Genomic DNA, 15,795 nt, shown 5'->3' with positions numbered 1-15,795 from the left:
ATCCCCTCATCATATCGCTCCTGCCCGGAGCATCAAGCTCGACGATCAGTAATCGTCGCTTTTTTCCGGCGGAACCAGGCCTTCGATGCCCGCCAGAAGCTCTTCTTCCGACATCTGGTCGAAAGTAACGGCTTCCGGGAGATCTTCTTCCTCATCGCTGGAGGCGGAAGCGCCGCCGGTCGCCAGCAGGCTTGCCGGATCCGGCTCGGGCTCGTCGATCTCGACATGCTTCTGCAGCGAGTGGATCAGGTCTTCCTTGAGATCGTCCGGAGACAGGGTCTCGTCGGCGATTTCGCGCAGCGCAACGACGGGATTCTTATCGTTGTCGCGATCGATCGTGATCGAGGAGCCCTGCGAAATCAGGCGGGCGCGGTGGCTGGCGAGCAGCACGAGCTCGAACCGGTTCTCAACTTTATCAATGCAATCTTCTACTGTGACACGGGCCATTGCCTGTCCTTTGCGGTCGTGATGTCGTCATCATGTCTCGGAGTAGACACGCCGATACAAGCAAACGAAGGCAAATTCAAGTTTTTCCTGTTTGAGTGCTCTCGCGCCATCCCAGAAGGTGCTAAAATTCCCCTAGACAAATAGCTAGTTCTACCTAAGATTGCTTGGAATATCACCTTTCGTGCCCTAAATCTCGATTATATGAATAATTCATAAAGTAATACGAATTATTCTGCAATGCCATACAAGGCCTTGTTTTAGCTTCACTTTGAAAAAATAATGCATTTTTGTAACAGTGGATATGTAAGCGATGTTTGACCCACGCGAAAAAATTGCCCTTTTTATAGACGGCGCCAATCTTTACGCTGCATCGAAGAGCCTCGGCTTCGATATCGACTATCGTAAGCTTCTGAAAGCATTTCAGAAACGCGGATATCTGCTGCGTGCCTATTATTACACGGCGCTTATCGAAGACCAGGAATACTCCTCGATCCGCCCGCTGATCGATTGGCTTGATTATAACGGCTACAAGGTCGTCACCAAGCCGGCCAAGGAATTCACCGATTCCATGGGACGCCGCAAGATCAAGGGCAACATGGACATCGAGTTGGCGATCGACGCCATGGAGCAATCGGAAACCGTCGACCATCTGGTGATCTTCTCCGGAGACGGCGATTTCACCACCCTGGTGGAAGCGCTGCAGCGCCGTGGCCGCAAGGTCTCGGTCATCTCGACCATGGCAACCCAGCCTCCGATGATCGCCGACGACCTGCGTCGTCAGGCTGATCATTTCATCGATCTCGTGTCCTTGAAAGCTGAAATCGGACGCGAACCGTCGGAGCGCCCTCAGCGTTCGGCCGAGGTAAGCCATGCGCAAACGGATGCCGACGAGCAATAGAGCCGGCAAGGTTTTCGCCGGCACCTGTCGGCCATGCCTGACCTATGCCCCGCGCTTGCCTGCCGCCGCCCTTACCGGTTGTCCTTCAACAGCCGGCTCTTCTGCCGATTCCAATCGCGCTCCTTCTCGGATTCGCGCTTGTCGTGCAGCTTCTTACCCTTGGCGAGGGCCAGTTCCAGCTTTGCGCGGCCGTTGTCGTTGAAATAGATCTTCAACGGGACCAGCGTCATGCCCTCGCGATTGATGGCGGAGCGCAGCCGGCCGATCTCGCGGCTGGAAAGCAGCAATTTACGGCGGCGCCGCGGCTCGTGATTGAAGCGGTTCGCCTGCAGATATTCCGGCAGATAGGAATTGATGAGCCAGATCTCGCCACCTTCGTCCGAAGCGTAGGATTCGGCGATGTTGGCCTTGCCTTCGCGCAAGGACTTGACCTCCGTGCCCATCAGCACGATCCCCGCCTCATAGGTATCGATGATCTCGTAGTTGAAGCGGGCCTTGCGGTTTTCCGCCACGATCTTGTTGACTACGCGTTGGCTGCCTTTGGGGGCCATGATTTTTCTTCTTCTTTTCTTATGTCATTCCGGCGGCAGCCGTCGGCGCGCCAAGTTCCTGTACTCTAAATAGGCGAGACCGCCCTCCTTGTGAAGAGAGCGGCCCGGCGGAGATTCCAGCGATGCGCTTGCTATACGCTCAGTTCAGCAGGCCGGCATGGCGCATTGCCGCATCGATTGCCGCCTCCGTACCCGGCTCCAAGGTCGAGAGCAGCGGCGAGCGGACGTTGCGGCTCATGCGGCCGAGGCGCGAGAGACCGTATTTGGCGCCGCAAAGTCCCGGTTCAATAAAGATGGCCTTGTGCAGCGGCATCAGGCGATCCTGATATTCCAGAGCCTTGGCGTAGTCGCCGGCAAGCGTCGCCGCCTGAAGTTCGGCGCAAAGGCGCGGCGCAACATTGGCCGTTACCGAAATGCAGCCGACGCCGCCATGGGCATTGAAGCCGAGTGCCGTTGCATCCTCGCCGGAAAGCTGGCGGAAATCACGGCCGCAGGTGATGCGCTGCTCGGAGACACGCTCGATCTTGCCGGTCGCGTCCTTCACCCCGACGATATTGGCGTAGGCCTTGGCAAGCGCGCCCATCGTCTCCGGCGTCATGTCAACAACTGACCGACCCGGAATATTGTAGATGTAGATCGGCAGTTTCACCGCCTCCGCGACGGCAGCAAAATGAGCATAGAGGCCCTTCTGCGTCGGCTTGTTGTAATAGGGTGTGACGACGAGAACCGCGTTGGCACCGACCTTCTCGGCGTGCTGGGCAAGCTCGACCGCTTCGCGCGTGTTGTTCGAGCCGGCACCCGCCATGACCGGAACACGCTTGTTCGCCACCTCGATGCAGAGCTCGACGACGCGCTTGTGCTCCTCATGCGACAGGGTCGGCGATTCACCCGTCGTGCCCACAGGCACCAAGCCGCTGCTACCCTCTTTTATCTGCCAGTCGACATGTGAGGCGAAGGAAACCTCATCCACCTTGCCGGCGTCAGTAAAGGGCGTAACGAGTGCGGGAATGGACCCCTGGAACATGCAAGTCTCCTAGCGGCGCTGCTTTCATGCTTCAGCCGCAATCCATGGTTATGAATCCGCGCACCATAAAGCGCCGGCTTGACGGCGACAAGCACGCTTTGAATGGTGAAGGGCAGTTTCCGATATGATAATTGATTGAAATTCGGACCCCGGTAAGGTTTCGTTAATATAGCATTTGGCAAATGGAAGGGGCCTGATAGTTTTGTGAGTAGCCGGATGAAGAGACCTGTCACGATCTGGACCGCTGTAGGCTTGGCGGTCGCATGGGGCGCTTTTGCCTCGCAGCTTCCCGGTGAACAGACATCGACCCGCGACGGCGCCGATGTGGCCATGGCGATGCCCGATCCGATGAGCACCGCCTCGATCCCGCGCGGCCCTGCCGTTGCACCCGTGAGCGGCGACCTGAAGGCCGGCCTCGACGCACTCTCTAACAAGAACCCCATGCAGGCGCTTGCCATTCGCAACGGCTTGGGCGAAGGCACGCTCGACCGCCATATTCTGACCTGGGCGATCGCCACGTCAGGTCAGCCGGGCATTCCCTCCGGCGAGATTGCTGCCGCCGCCCGCGAGCTTGTCGGCTGGCCTGGACTCGGCAGCCTGCGCGGCAACTCGGAACGGGCGCTCTACACCGAAAATCCGCCGACGGATCAAATCCTTGCCGCATTCGAAAACACCCAGCCGGAAACCGTCGAAGGTTCGGTGATCCTGTCACGTGCGCTCGTCGCGCGCGGCAACTCGGCGCAAGCTGCCAAGCTGATCCGCAAGATCTGGCGTAACGAAGCATTGGACAAGCCTTTTGAGGACAAGATCCTCGCGGAATTCTCCGGCCTGCTGTCGCCTGCCGATCACAAGGCGCGCATGGACTATCTGCTTTACCGCGATCGCACCGCGCAAGCGAAGCGCTTCGGCGATCTCGGGAAGGCCCAATCGCTCTACAAAGCGTGGGCAGCGGTCAATGATCACTCAGCCAAGGCCGATGGGTTGATTGCAGCCATGGATGCGCAATGGCGCAAGGACCCGGCCTATCTTTTCATGCGGATCGAAAACCTCCGCCGCCAGAACAAATATGACGATGCCGCCAACCTTCTGGCGCAGATGCCGCGCGACCGCAGCGTGCTCGTCGATCCCGGCCAATGGTGGAACGAACAACGCATCGTCAGCCGCGGGCTGGTGGATCAGGGTGAGTTCAAGGCCGCCTATGGCGTCGTCGACACCAATGTTGCGGAAAGCCCGCAGGATGTCGGCGAGGCCGAATTCCACGCCGGCTGGTATGCATTGCGCGGCCTGCAGGACGGCGCAACTGCGGCAATGCATTTCCGCAAGATCCTGCAGGTTTCGAATGGACCGATCTCGCAGTCTCGCGCCTGGTACTGGCTCGGCCGTGCGGCCGAAGGCGGCGGACCAGGCAAGGCCGGCGATTTCTATGCCAAGGCTGCTTCCTACCCGAGCACATTCTACGGCCAGCTTGCGGCAGAGAAACTTGGCCGGCAGACGTTGAATGTCTCCTATCCATCGCCTTCGACCGAGGACCGGCAACGCTTCCAGGCACGCGAGTCCGTGCAGGCCATTTCGCGTCTGGAGGCGGCGGGACATGGCTGGCGCGCCGAGGCACTCTACCGGGCGCTGGCGAAGCAATTGCAAAGCCCAGGCGAGATCGCCATGCTGGCGGCGCAGGCCGAGCGCTCGGGCAACCATCAGCTTTCGCTGCAGGTCGGCAAGATCGCCTATGGCCGCGGCGTCGATGTGGCGGCACTGGCCTTCCCGATCGGCGTCATTCCGAACAATGCCAATATTTCCGGCTCCGGCAAGGCGCTTGCCTATGCCATCGCCCGGCAGGAGAGCGCCTTCAATCCGGCTGCCGTCTCCTCGGCCAATGCGCGCGGCCTGCTGCAGCTTTTGCCGAAGACGGCGAAGGCCGTCGCCGGCCGACACGGCATGGCCTATTCCGCCGATAAGCTGACGCAGGATGCCGGCTATAACGCGACACTCGGCGCCCACTATCTCGGCGAGCAGATCGACACCTTCGGCGGTTCCTATATCCTCACCTTCATCGCCTACAATGCCGGTCCGAACAAGGTTCCGGAATGGATCAGCCGCTATGGCGATCCACGCGGCAAGTCGCTGGACGATGTCATCGACTGGATCGAACGCATCCCCTTCCCCGAAACCCGCAACTATGTCCAACGGGTGATGGAGAACTATCAGGTCTACAAGGCACGCCTCGGACAAAAGACCGACATCGTGCACGATCTCGTCAGCGGTCGCGGCTAAGCCGAAGCCACAACCACGGTTGTGCATGCTGCGGAAATGACGTTACATCCCTCGCGATATCCCAAGCACGAGGCACGATGCATGCGCAGCGACGATCAAAGCGGCTTCATTGCCCGAACGATAGCAGCCCCGGACGGGCTGCAACTCTACACCCGGGATTATGGCGGCGGCCAATCAGCAAATCTGGCGAGACCGCCCGTCATCTGCCTGCCGGGGCTGACGCGTAATTCCCGGGACTTCCACCAATTGGCCCTGCTTCTGTCACGGGACCCCACGGTTCCCCGCAGGGTGATTACGCTCGACGCTCGCGGACGCGGTTCATCCGCATGGGATGCAGACAAATCCCACTACAATCTTGCCGTCGAAGCTCAGGACGTGCTGACCGTCTGCGCAGCCCTCGATATCCCACAGGCCATCTTCATCGGTACGTCGCGCGGCGGTCTCGTGCTGCATATGCTTGCGGCCAGCCGCCCGGATGTCCTGAAAGCGGTCATTCTCAACGATATTGGCCCTGTCCTGGAAAAGGTCGGGCTGGTCGATATCCGCGATTACCTTAACCGTGACAGAAAACCTGCTGATTGGGATGAAGCCGTAGATATCCTGCGGCAGAATCATGGCAGCGCCTTTACCGCCCTCGGCGACGGCGACTGGCAGGATATGGCGCGCGCGATCTATGCTTTCGCCGACGGCAAGCCCGTTGCCGATTACGACCCCGCTATCGCGGCACAGATGCAATCGCTTGATCTCGAGGCGCCGCTTCCTGATCTGTGGGCACAGTTCGAAGGCTTCCATGGCATACCGCTGATGGTGATTCGCGGCGAGAATTCAAAGCTTCTGACAACTGCTACCACCGCCGAAATGGCAAGCCGTCACCAAGGAACCGTCATCAAGACCGCCACCGGGCAAGGGCATGCCCCCATTTTGCATCTCGGCGACATTCCAGATGCAATTCGGTCTTTTCTCTCGGCGGTTTGACGGCACCCTCGGCCATTCAGGACTGCACAAAAGGAAAGGCCCGGTTGGGAAAACCGGGCCAGTTTTTTCTGATCGGAGGTCTGATCAGAAGTTTTATCGAATCCGATTCGGCGAACCGAATTAGAAGCTGCGCTGGAAGCGGAGGATGCCGGCCCAAGTGTCTTTGTTCACGGAGTCGTAGTTCGTGTAGGTCACTTCCGGCTCGACGAGCAGATTCTTGACCGGATTGAACTTGAGGTTCGTGGTCGCGGAGAAGGTCTTCAGGTCGTCATAAGCAACCTGCAGGTTCCACTTCAGCTTGTCGTTGACCGGAACGCCAACACCGCCCCAGAGAGCCCAGTCACCCCAGCCGATACCAGCGCCGCCAGCACCAGCGTACTTGTTGAGCTTGCTGCCGTCGGTGTTGTAGCCGCCCATGATGAACGCGGAGAGAATACCGAAGTCGGCATCGACGCGAGCCTTGACAGCGCCTTCTTCAACGATCGAGTCATAGCCGCCTACGACACGGAACTGCCAAGCGCCAGCCTTGTAGCCAGCACCGGCGACAACGTCCGGCGCATAGTGGTCAGAGCTGTCTTCGCCGTTTGCACCCGTGGCACCCGTACCGGAGTTGGAATCTTCCACCGAGACTACAGCCGTGAAGCCGTTACCAGCATCATAATTGTAGGTGAGCTGGTTCAGTTCGTCGGTACCATTGATACCGTATTCGATCACGTCGTCGTTGATGACGTCGCCGGCGTAGCCGAGGAAGGTCGAGTAGGCCGAATCGGCCTTACCGACGAGGAAACCACCGAGGCTGATATTGGCCCAGAGCAGTTTGGTGGTGGTGGCGTTGCCGTCATTCCAGTCCCAACGATAGACCGTGTTGGTCTTCAGCGGACCGTATTCGGTGTCCGTTGCGGTATCGATGCTCAGCTGAGCGCGGGTATGCCAATATGTGCCGCGGGCGCCTTGGTCCTGACCAGCCTTGTAAGCGTTGTACCAGCCGCCTTCGGTACGGACCTGGCCGCCGATCTTGAGGCAGGTTTCGGTGCCTGGGATGAAGAAGTAGCCAGCGCCGTAAGCGTCGCAGATGCGGACGTATTCGAGCGGCTCCGGCTCAGCGGCGACGACAGCGTCAGCCGCATGAGCACCGGATACTGCTGCCAGCGCAGCAGCGGAGCCGAGAAGAAGGCTCTTGATGTTCATAGTAACTCCAGTTCCAATATCAATTAGGCATGAGAAATCACGCCGAAAAACGACGCGCCCCACCCCACCTAGATGTTCAAAGTTGACCCCTGATCTGGGAGAACCGAGACTAAAGTGAGTCTCGGTTCCGGTTTGGAACCTACAGATCGTTTTTTTCAGAGCAATATCAGATACAAACTATCGGCATTTATGACGCGCGTTTCAAAAAGTGCGTTGCACAAAAATCACGTCGCAAAACCGTCACAAATCCGCTGGACTCAAAGCCGATCTTTACTTGGAGTTACTTTAGAAGGAAAGCCGGAATATAAGGATATAGTGCATTAGAAAAATCAAGAATCAAAAGTCGTCTTTGTCTTTTCAATCACACGCGATTTATGTTCGATCACGCACACGAAAAAGCCCGGCCGTTAAGGCCGGGCTCTTCCTCACCGTAGTGAGAGAAATCAGATATGACAGACGTCAGATCAGATTAGAAGCTGCGCTCGAAGCGGAGGATACCAGCCCACTGGTCTTCGTTGATCGAATCCCAGTTGGTGTAGGAAACTTCCGGCTCGATGAGCAGGTTCTTGACCGGGTTGAACTTGAGGTTCGTGGTCGCAGCGAAGATCTTCGAGTCGGTGTAGGCGACCTGGAAGTTCCACTTCAGCTTTTCGTTGATCGGAACGCTTGCGCCGCCCCAAAGAGCCCAGTCACCCCAGCCGATACCGGAAGCATCGCCAGCACCGTTCGAACCAGCGTACTTGTTCAGCTTGTCGCCGTCGGTGTTCCAGCCACCCATCAAGAAGGCCGAGAAGACACCGAAGTCAGCATCGACACGAGCCTTGATGGCGCCTTCTTCGACGATCGAGTCGTAGCCGCCAACGACCTTGAAGCCCCATGCGCCAGACTTGAAGCCGGCACCGGCAACAACGTCAGGAGCGTAATGGTCGGAGCTGTCTTCGCCGTTAGAGCCAGTGGCGCCCGTACCGGAATTGGAATCTTCGACGGAGATCACAGCCGTGAAGCCGTTGCCTGCATCGTAGTTGTAGGTGATCTGGTTCAGCTCGTACGGACCGTCATAGACCACGTCGTCGTTGATGACGTCGCCGGCATAACCGGTGAAGACGTTGAACTGCGAGTCCGTCTTACCAACGGTGAAGCCACCGAGGCTGATGTAAGCCCACAGCAGGTTGGTCTTGGTCGCGTTGCCGTCGTTCCAGTCCCAACGAATGATGGTCTCGGTCTTCAGCGGGCCGTATTCGGTATCGGTCGCAGTGTTGACGTTCAACTCAGCGCGGGTGTGCCACAGCGTACCCAAACGGCTGTTCGGGTTGTAAGCGTCGTACCACTGACCTTCGGTACGAACCTTGCCGCCGATCTTGAGGCAGGTTTCGGTGCCTGGGATGAAGAAGTAGCCGGCGCCGTAAGCGTCGCAGATACGGACGTATTCAAGCGGCTCCGGCTCAGCAGCAACGACAGCGTCGGCTGCGTGAGCACCGGAAACTACTGCCAGAGCGGCAGCGGAGCCGAGAAGAAGGCTCTTGATGTTCATTATTGACCTCCAGTCAAAGTTTTGTTCGAGAATGAGAACTACCCGAAGGTATTCCCTGTCCCATCCTCGCGTTTCAAGAAGTGGACGATCAATCGCCCTCGCTTCCGAGAGTGAAAATACAAGACGCGCTCTGTCACGCAATCGACATCTACTCGGAAAGGGGGATTTGCGTTAGCCTTCCCTAAGTCCTGTTGCCGAAAGGACACAAATCGGCAACCCCGCCGCAATATAGGTTTAGACTTTGTTAAGAAAATCTTTAATCCACGGGGACTTACGAGACAGGCGCAAACATCGCCGAAGAAATGGAATTGGGCGCAAAAATAGCCGTTCCATGGCGAATTGCAGGCTTTCGCGACGTCTCAGGGATCATTTACGACATTTACCGTTGCGATTGCAGGTAGTGGGCGGCGGCGAAACAGCTCACCTGCCGTCCCAAATCGATGCAGGTACCCAAATGATTCCGTCGTGGACGATTCGCTATTGGATGACGGAGCGGCCCCATGGCGAGATTATTGCGATGCCGCAACGCATCCGTGGAAGAATTGAACAGGCAGCAACGGAGGTGGGCCTGTGTTGGCGGATCTATCGCAATTCCGATTTGAGGAACGGCCGGCGGCTAATACTGACGATTCGATAGGAATGGCGGGCCACGCCTGACGAAGATGAGAACTGCGAGATCGTTATAATCATCCGACAGATAAGCAGATATTTCGCATTTTGCGGCAATCGGCGGGCGGCCATATCGGACAATTGGCGGTGTTTGACGCCGCTTCACCTCACCGGAAAGGTCACTCCGGTAAGCTCTTCGGAGACGGTCCACAGGCGCCGTTGGACGGCTTGGTCGTAGAAGTCGGCGCTGTGCAGCCTCTTCGGCGCGCAGAGCGGCGTCCTGGAGCACAATGTCTCGGTCGAGACGATCAAGAGGCACAAGCGGTCCTCCCTCGGCAGGCTCGCGACCATGACTGAACTCTTGCGACACCATGTGCCGGAGCTTGGCGATGGCGCGCAAATGTTCTGCCTGATGAGCCTCCTTTCAGCGGGCGCGGCGTCGGCCTATGCCCCGCCGCCACCCAGTCTCCTTGCCGCTTACAAGGACGAACCCGCCCTTGGCGCACTTCACATGGAACTGCGTGACGCGCTGCGGGCCTCGTTCACCTCGACGCTGCTGGGCGCGCTGTCGCGAGCCAACCGGGCATCAGCCAGCCAACGGCTCATCTGCGGTGATCAGCACCAGTCGCCACGGGCGGTCAAAACGGCTACCGAGCCGTTTCCCTGACGACTTTCCAGATGTTCGACGGGACGATATCGGCTGGACTCAACTATGATTTGATGGCGCCGTATCGGGCTATAGCGTGGAATCGGTGATTCCTACCCCGCGTGTGGTATGCGGTGGTCGGCGGCTCTATCGGGCCATCGAGGGAAATCGGGAGGCTGGCGGGCCGCGCCCGATGATGATGAGCACTACGTCTACGCCATAGCCCTCTAAAGCCGCATTTTGCCGGATGTTTGTCGTCGAAATGCCCGCGCCGCCATATGCTTTTCAAAAACGATTGAACTTTCTCAGTAAGCCGATGAACAGGGTGAGTTCTTCATTCTCCCACCCAGCTACGCGCGAAAGGAACGCGTCGGATTTGACCGCGTCCGCGGCTTGAATTCCTTCACGGCCCGCGTCCGTCAGGCTGTAGACGATCGCCCGCCCGTCGTCCGGGTCAGCAGAGGCTTGCGCAAGCCCATTGTCGCAAAGCGTTTTTGCCAACCGGCTGACGGCGCTTTTGTCCATACCGAGCCGGTCCGCGAGGCGCCCTGCCTTTGTGGCACCCTGGCCGGCAAGCATGGCCGCGAGCTGGTAGGCGGCCGGCTGAAGATCAGGACGAAACCGGGCGGCCGAAGCGGCTATGACCGTGCGGGACGCCACGAGCAGGGCGTTCAGTTCGCGACCCAATTCCGTCACAAGCTCCGTATGCGTCTTGCTCATTTGCGTACCCCTCAAAGAAATTTAGTGGACATTTGTCCACCAATCACACTAATGGACATATATCAACTAAATGGTGCTGTGCCAAATGTCCGCTCGTCCTAAAATTCTGATCACCGGCGCCACCGACGGCATCGGTCAACTCGCCGCTTTGAGCCTGGCCCGATGCGGGGCGCACCTCACCCTGACCGCGCGCAGCAAGGCCAAGGCCGACCAAACTTGCGCCGCGATCGAGGCAGTCGCGCCCAGCACGCCGGTCGATGTGCATTTCGTCGACTTCTCCGACTTGGCGGCGGTGGTGAGGACCGGCAAGGCCATTGCTGCGCGGCATCCGCGCATTGATGTGCTCATCAACAATGCGGGACTGCACGCCTTCGAGCAGCGCGTCACCGCGGACGGCTATGCGGAAATGATCGCCGTCAACTATTTCGCTCCCTGGTTGCTGACGGATACGCTGCGCGAAACCCTCGTGCATTCTGCGCCATCGCGCATCGTTACCGTCGGCTCGGAAGCCTCGCGCCAGAGTGGCGCTTTCGACATCGAAAAGGATTTGCTCGACATCGCCCCCTTCACCGCACGGGGATCATCAAGGATCTATGGCCGCACCAAGCTTCTGGACATCATGTTCTCCCTCGAACTAGCCCGGCAGTTCGACGGGACGGGGGTCGTCGTCAATTGCCTATGTCCGGGTTTCAATGTCACCGGGCTCGGCCGTGAACTCAGCTTTGCTCGTCCAGTCGCCGGGTTGCTGACGTGGCTTGGCATTGGCAATCCCGAGCGTGGCGCAGGGGCCATCGTGAAGCTGGCCACCGATCCGGCCTTCGGCAAACAGACCGGGGCATATGTCTCGGCGAAGAGTGCGCGCCTGCTGACGCCTGTTGCCCCCGCGGATAACGAGGAAGCACGGCGACAATTGTGGGAAAAGACGACTGAAACGCTTTCCCGCTTCCGCTGATGCCGTGCGGCATTCGGCGGCGGTTAAGCAGAATATCGCGACATGGCGTAGAAACGGTGGGACTGGCGGAGAAGATGGGATTCGAACCCACGATACCATCTCTGGTATACTCCCTTAGCAGGGGAGCGCCTTCGACCACTCGGCCACCTCTCCGGTGCGGCCCTGATAGGGCCATTCATTTATCGACGCAAGCGCTTTTTCATCTCCGCACATGTTCTCCATGCATTAAGACGGCGAGAGCAGCCTGCGGAGGCGAACCTCATAGCCGGCTTGCAGTTGATATCAAACCAGGAGCTGTTTGATATCCGCAGCAGGATCGGCCAGAACGGCTTTCGACGGATTGACGCCCGTTTCCAGCAGCTTCTTGCCGGTAACATAGGCTTTTGCGTCGTTGACGGCATCGACAGCGATGAAACGGCCCTGCTTGAAATACCAGACGGAAACGGAGCCCTCGCGGGCGCCGGCGCGCATCAACGTTTCGTCATAGCCGAGGTTGAAACCGGCGATCTGCAGTTTCACGTCGTATTGATCCGACCAGAACCACGGCTTCGGATCATAGGCCTCGTTGCCACCAGCAATGATCTCGGCTGCGGCTTCCGCCTGATCGACGGCGTTCTGGACCGATTCGAGTCGGATCCGCCCGCCCTCCCATGGCAGCTCGACACAATCGCCCACAGCGAAAATGGATGGATCAGAGGTGCGGGCGAACGAATCGACGACGATGCCGTTGCCGACCTCAAGGCCGGCTTCCTTGGCGAGCCTGTCATTCGGGGCGACACCGATACCGACGACGACGAAGTCGACATCTATGGTGGATCCGTCCGAAAGCTCCGCGGCGGCGACATGACCGTTCCTGCCGACGAGCTGCTTCAGTCCGGTCTTCTCGCGAATGACGACATCATGCTTGCTGTGTATCGCCCTGAAGATATCGGCCGTCTCCTTGGCCGCGACACGCTGCAGGATTCTGTCGCTCATTTCGATCAGGGTGACCTCAAGGCCGCGATGGCGCGCGACGGCGGCCGCCTCAAGTCCGATATACCCCCCACCGATGATGAGGACCCGGCGTCCGGGGCGCATCTCGCCCGCAAGAAGATCCGCATCGCGCTTGTCGCGGGCGAGATAGACGCCTTCGAGCGTGCCACCGACGGAAGGCGGCAGTCGACGCGGAGTGGCCCCCGTCGCAAGCGCCAGCGTTTCATAGCCCAGCACCGAGCCGTCCTGCATGACGATCTGCTTTGCGGCGCGGTTGATCTGCTCGACCCAGGTGGACAGACGGATATCGACATTGTTGTCGGCATACCAATGTTCCGGGCGGAACAGCAGGCGATCGAATGTCATCTCGCCAAGCAGATATTTCTTGGTCAATGGCGGTCGCTGATAGGGAAGGCTCTCCTCCGCACCAACGATGGTGATGGGCCTGGAATCACCAAGTGCCCGCAATTTGGCTGCGAGCGCAAAGCCCGCCTGCCCGGCCCCGATAATGACCAATCTGCCCGTCACGATCCGTACTCCATTGTTATCATGGCGATCCGCCGGCGTGATGCGGGACGGATGCGTCTATGGATTTCAGGGGTAACGCTTACACCTGCAAGCGTCAATGACGACTGACCCTGCGCCAAGGATCGGGAGAAAGTTAGGCCGGCAGCCAAGAGCGGCGGACGTCCGGCCGAAGCCGGACTGCCGCTCCATCTCTTTTTCTGCCGCACGTGTGCCGCACCAGGTGGGTCCACCCGACTGCACAATGCCTAATCGACGATTTCGATCCAACGCCGCTCGTGGAACGATCGCGCCATGGCATGAACAGACTTTTCGATGCGCAGGCCATCCGCGAAAGCGACGACGGACGCAGCTTGCCCGGAAATGGCGCGGATCAGCTCGCGGCATTCGATGATCTTCAGATCGTTGAAGCCGAGGCCATGGCCGGGCGCCGGGATGAAGCGATCGTAGGGCTTGTGCGCGGGGGCGGCGAGAACCTTGCGGAATCCCTGTTCGCTATCCCTGCCCTCGGCCTGGTAAAGCTCGAATTCGTTCATGCGCTCCTGATCATAGGAGATCGACCCCTTGGAGCCGAAGATCTGCAAGGCGATACGGCCCTTGCGGCCCCAGGCCGAGCGATTGGCCATGAGCACGGCGGAAATGCCGCCTCCCAGCCGCATCAGCACATTGGCGAGATCGTGATTTTCGACGGTGCGGCGGCCGCCGTCCTTCAATGGCCGCTCGGCATAGGGCTTCGCCATATCGGTGATGACAGCTTCGACATGACCGAACAGGAACCACAGCAGCGAGAGAGGATGCACGGCAAAATCATCAAGAGCGCCGTAACCCGAGGCAAGCTCGCTCTTCCAGTAGAACAGGCCGTTTGGATCGGCCAAGAAGTCCTCGTCCATCTCGACGCGGACGTGATTGACCGCGCCGATCGCACCCTCTCCGATCAGCGCCTTGATGTGCCGCATCACCGGGTTCTGGATATAATTGTAGCCGAGAACGGCAACCTTGCCGGAAGCCCTGGCGGCAGCCAACATGCGTTCGGCATCGCCATAGGCAGGCGCCATCGGCTTTTCGCACCAGACATGCTTGCCGGCTTCGAGAGCTGCAATCGCCATTTCCGGGTGGAACTGATTGGGCGTCGTGACGGAGACGACATCGACATCGGGATCGGCAACAAGCTCGCGCCAGTTGGCCGTCGCCTTTTCGAAGCCGAATTCGTCGCCCCGAGCCTTCGCCAGATCGGCATTGGCCTCGGCCAGATGCACCAGGCGCGGCCGCGCGACATCGCCGAACACGGTCTTGACCGCATTCCACGCCAGCGCATGGCATTTGCCCATGTAGCCGGTTCCGATCAATCCAACGCCCAACGGCTTCATTTGCCTGTCCTCCCCACATCATCTCCTGAAGTTGGGCTGATTTTTGGAATATCTGGACCGTTTTGACAAGCGCACTCTTGCGGCGGCCGTCGCCACAACTCACAAAAAATCTAAGTTATATGTTTCAAATCATTCACTTAAAAATATTCGTGCTGGATGAATCAAAATCCGCTATCGTTGCGAATATGGAATATTTGTTTCATTAGCGGGTGTAGCGGCGGAAGGACGGGGGCATGGACAATAGCATCGACACGCAGATCAGGGTGCCGCGTGACTTCGAAAGCCTGCGCAGCATTATCATAGAGCGCAAGAATGCCATGCCGAAGCGCCTTGCACAGGTGGCTGCCTTCGCGCTTGCCAATCCCGACGAGATCGCCTTCGGTACGACAGCCAGCATTGCTATGGCGGCCGAAGTCCAGCCGTCGACGCTGGTGCGCCTGGCCCACCATCTCGGCTACGTGGGCTTTTCCGACCTGCAGAGCATCTTTCGCGAGAGGCTGCGCGATCGGACGCTGAGCTACGAAGAGCGGCTGGTAACGCTGGAGCGCTCCGGTATCACGGACGAGGAGGCCGGCATTCTCTCCGGCTTCCTCTCTGCTGCCAGCCAATCGGTCAACAAACTCGCCGCCACCATCGAGACGGAAACCTTTACCAAAGCAATCGATGTGCTTGCTGCCGCGGAGACGATCTATCTCATCGCCAAGCGCCGCTCATACCCGTTGACGGCGCATATGACCTACGCCTTCTCCAAGCTGAACATACGCCACCAGATCGTCGCCTCGCCGAACGGCATCGATGGCGAGATTACCCGCTTCGCCACGCAGAAAGATGCGGCGATCGCCGCGAGCTTTTCCCCTTATGCCGCCGATAGTCTGGCGCAGGCGGAGGATCTCGCCGCGCGCCAAGTGCCCGTCATCGCCATCACCGATTCGGCCTTCTCGCCGCTCACCGCCTGCGCCACCCATTGGTTCGAAGTGGCCGAAGCCGACTTTGCCGGCTTCCGCTCGCTGTCGGCCTCGATGGCGCTCATCATGGCCTTTCCCGTCGCCATCGCGGAGCGTCGGCGAAAAAGCGTGATAAAAGCAGACAAAACGAAAATGGAATAAACATTCCGAATTG

Annotated in this window: 15 protein-coding genes and 1 tRNA gene; 6 read left to right on the top strand and 10 right to left on the bottom strand. The window is 58.9% G+C overall.

All coding sequences use genetic code 11. The features are described 5' to 3' along the window. Nucleotides 1-45: 45 nt before the first annotated feature. A complete protein-coding gene (gene rpoZ / locus AB8B29_RS03625) occupies nt 46-447 on the bottom strand; it encodes a DNA-directed RNA polymerase subunit omega (RefSeq protein WP_034507844.1) in 402 nt (133 codons plus the stop codon). Between the two features lie 310 nt (nt 448-757). Here rpoZ and AB8B29_RS03620 point away from each other — a divergent pair, with 310 nt between their 5' ends. Continuing rightward, nucleotides 758-1,345, top strand: a complete 588-nt coding sequence (locus tag AB8B29_RS03620) for a LabA-like NYN domain-containing protein (RefSeq protein ID WP_037193857.1) — start codon at nt 758-760, stop codon at nt 1,343-1,345. 71 nt (nt 1,346-1,416) lie between these two features. Here AB8B29_RS03620 and smpB read toward each other — a convergent pair whose 3' ends face one another. Together smpB and dapA are read right to left on the bottom strand one after the other, a co-directional pair. Beyond that, nucleotides 1,417-1,896 (bottom strand): SsrA-binding protein SmpB, encoded by a 480-nt coding sequence (gene smpB, locus AB8B29_RS03615; RefSeq protein ID WP_034507847.1) that lies wholly within the window; start codon nt 1,894-1,896, stop codon nt 1,417-1,419. A 139-nt stretch (nt 1,897-2,035) separates the two neighbouring features. Continuing rightward, a complete protein-coding gene (dapA, locus tag AB8B29_RS03610; RefSeq protein WP_037193854.1) occupies nt 2,036-2,920 on the bottom strand; it encodes a 4-hydroxy-tetrahydrodipicolinate synthase in 885 nt (294 codons plus the stop codon). Between the two features lie 216 nt (nt 2,921-3,136). Between dapA and AB8B29_RS03605 the strand changes: the two genes are divergently transcribed. Together AB8B29_RS03605 and AB8B29_RS03600 are read left to right on the top strand one after the other, a co-directional pair. After that, the gene (locus AB8B29_RS03605; protein ID WP_113118325.1) at nt 3,137-5,191 is read left to right on the top strand and encodes a lytic transglycosylase domain-containing protein; all 2,055 of its coding nucleotides are present in this window, start codon (nt 3,137-3,139) and stop codon (nt 5,189-5,191) included. An 81-nt stretch (nt 5,192-5,272) separates the two neighbouring features. After that, the gene (locus AB8B29_RS03600) at nt 5,273-6,166 is read left to right on the top strand and encodes an alpha/beta fold hydrolase (RefSeq protein ID WP_047639158.1); all 894 of its coding nucleotides are present in this window, start codon (nt 5,273-5,275) and stop codon (nt 6,164-6,166) included. A 120-nt stretch (nt 6,167-6,286) separates the two neighbouring features. Here the strand turns inward: AB8B29_RS03600 and AB8B29_RS03595 are convergent, their stop codons facing one another. From AB8B29_RS03595 to AB8B29_RS03585, 3 genes are all read right to left on the bottom strand, one after another. After that, a complete protein-coding gene (locus AB8B29_RS03595) occupies nt 6,287-7,354 on the bottom strand; it encodes a porin (RefSeq protein ID WP_037193849.1) in 1,068 nt (355 codons plus the stop codon). 469 nt (nt 7,355-7,823) lie between these two features. Beyond that, nucleotides 7,824-8,885 (bottom strand): porin, encoded by a 1,062-nt coding sequence (locus tag AB8B29_RS03590; protein WP_037193847.1) that lies wholly within the window; start codon nt 8,883-8,885, stop codon nt 7,824-7,826. A gap of 771 nt (nt 8,886-9,656) precedes the next feature. Continuing rightward, nucleotides 9,657-9,845, bottom strand: a complete 189-nt coding sequence (locus AB8B29_RS03585; RefSeq protein ID WP_244655120.1) for a hypothetical protein — start codon at nt 9,843-9,845, stop codon at nt 9,657-9,659. On the opposite strand from AB8B29_RS03585, the gene AB8B29_RS03580 reads away from it, so the two are divergent. Further along, a complete protein-coding gene (locus tag AB8B29_RS03580; protein WP_439006670.1) occupies nt 9,775-10,161 on the top strand; it encodes a hypothetical protein in 387 nt (128 codons plus the stop codon). The two genes, AB8B29_RS03585 and AB8B29_RS03580, sit on opposite strands and share 71 nt — an antisense overlap. A 264-nt stretch (nt 10,162-10,425) precedes the next feature. Here the strand turns inward: AB8B29_RS03580 and AB8B29_RS03575 are convergent, their stop codons facing one another. Beyond that, nucleotides 10,426-10,860, bottom strand: coding sequence for a MarR family winged helix-turn-helix transcriptional regulator (locus tag AB8B29_RS03575; RefSeq protein WP_037193845.1), 435 nt, complete (start codon nt 10,858-10,860; stop codon nt 10,426-10,428). Between the two features lie 85 nt (nt 10,861-10,945). On the opposite strand from AB8B29_RS03575, the gene AB8B29_RS03570 reads away from it, so the two are divergent. Further along, a complete protein-coding gene (locus tag AB8B29_RS03570) occupies nt 10,946-11,812 on the top strand; it encodes an SDR family NAD(P)-dependent oxidoreductase (protein WP_113119212.1) in 867 nt (288 codons plus the stop codon). 63 nt (nt 11,813-11,875) lie between these two features. On the opposite strand, the gene AB8B29_RS03565 is transcribed toward AB8B29_RS03570, so the two are convergent. The 3 genes from AB8B29_RS03565 to AB8B29_RS03555 form a co-directional block, all read right to left on the bottom strand. Beyond that, nucleotides 11,876-11,965: transfer RNA gene (locus AB8B29_RS03565), tRNA-Ser, on the bottom strand. Between the two features lie 129 nt (nt 11,966-12,094). Then, nucleotides 12,095-13,312 carry an FAD-dependent oxidoreductase gene (locus tag AB8B29_RS03560; RefSeq protein ID WP_047640142.1) on the bottom strand — a complete coding sequence of 406 codons (1,218 nt, stop codon included), beginning with the start codon at nt 13,310-13,312 and terminating at the stop codon, nt 12,095-12,097. A 245-nt stretch (nt 13,313-13,557) separates the two neighbouring features. Continuing rightward, nucleotides 13,558-14,676, bottom strand: coding sequence for a Gfo/Idh/MocA family protein (locus AB8B29_RS03555; RefSeq protein WP_113119213.1), 1,119 nt, complete (start codon nt 14,674-14,676; stop codon nt 13,558-13,560). Nucleotides 14,677-14,909: 233 nt separating this feature from the next. On the opposite strand from AB8B29_RS03555, the gene AB8B29_RS03550 reads away from it, so the two are divergent. Then, on the top strand, nt 14,910-15,782 hold the full coding sequence (locus AB8B29_RS03550; protein ID WP_047640144.1) for a MurR/RpiR family transcriptional regulator: 873 nt from the start codon (nt 14,910-14,912) through the stop codon (nt 15,780-15,782). The last annotated feature ends 13 nt before the right edge of the window (nt 15,783-15,795 follow it).

This window comes from Rhizobium sp. 11_C7_N12_5, assembly GCF_051811145.1.
In the GTDB taxonomy this organism is placed as follows: Bacteria; Pseudomonadota; Alphaproteobacteria; order Rhizobiales; family Rhizobiaceae; genus Rhizobium; species Rhizobium lusitanum.
The sequence above is the reverse complement of the archived record's forward strand: the minus strand, read 5'-3'. Positions and strand labels throughout refer to the sequence as shown.

What these genes read in the sequence shown, in the direction of transcription:
- rpoZ (WP_034507844.1), bottom strand. Translation starts at nt 447, where the DNA reads ATGGCCCGTGTCACAGTAGAAGATTGCATTGATAAAGTTGAGAACCGG.
- AB8B29_RS03620 (WP_037193857.1), top strand. Translation starts at nt 758, where the DNA reads ATGTTTGACCCACGCGAAAAAATTGCCCTTTTTATAGACGGCGCCAAT.
- smpB (WP_034507847.1), bottom strand. Translation starts at nt 1,896, where the DNA reads ATGGCCCCCAAAGGCAGCCAACGCGTAGTCAACAAGATCGTGGCGGAA.
- dapA (WP_037193854.1), bottom strand. Translation starts at nt 2,920, where the DNA reads ATGTTCCAGGGGTCCATTCCCGCACTCGTTACGCCCTTTACTGACGCC.
- AB8B29_RS03605 (WP_113118325.1), top strand. Translation starts at nt 3,137, where the DNA reads ATGAAGAGACCTGTCACGATCTGGACCGCTGTAGGCTTGGCGGTCGCA.
- AB8B29_RS03600 (WP_047639158.1), top strand. Translation starts at nt 5,273, where the DNA reads ATGCGCAGCGACGATCAAAGCGGCTTCATTGCCCGAACGATAGCAGCC.
- AB8B29_RS03595 (WP_037193849.1), bottom strand. Translation starts at nt 7,354, where the DNA reads ATGAACATCAAGAGCCTTCTTCTCGGCTCCGCTGCTGCGCTGGCAGCA.
- AB8B29_RS03590 (WP_037193847.1), bottom strand. Translation starts at nt 8,885, where the DNA reads ATGAACATCAAGAGCCTTCTTCTCGGCTCCGCTGCCGCTCTGGCAGTA.
- AB8B29_RS03585 (WP_244655120.1), bottom strand. Translation starts at nt 9,845, where the DNA reads ATGGTCGCGAGCCTGCCGAGGGAGGACCGCTTGTGCCTCTTGATCGTC.
- AB8B29_RS03575 (WP_037193845.1), bottom strand. Translation starts at nt 10,860, where the DNA reads ATGAGCAAGACGCATACGGAGCTTGTGACGGAATTGGGTCGCGAACTG.
- AB8B29_RS03570 (WP_113119212.1), top strand. Translation starts at nt 10,946, where the DNA reads ATGTCCGCTCGTCCTAAAATTCTGATCACCGGCGCCACCGACGGCATC.
- AB8B29_RS03555 (WP_113119213.1), bottom strand. Translation starts at nt 14,676, where the DNA reads ATGAAGCCGTTGGGCGTTGGATTGATCGGAACCGGCTACATGGGCAAA.
- AB8B29_RS03550 (WP_047640144.1), top strand. Translation starts at nt 14,910, where the DNA reads ATGGACAATAGCATCGACACGCAGATCAGGGTGCCGCGTGACTTCGAA.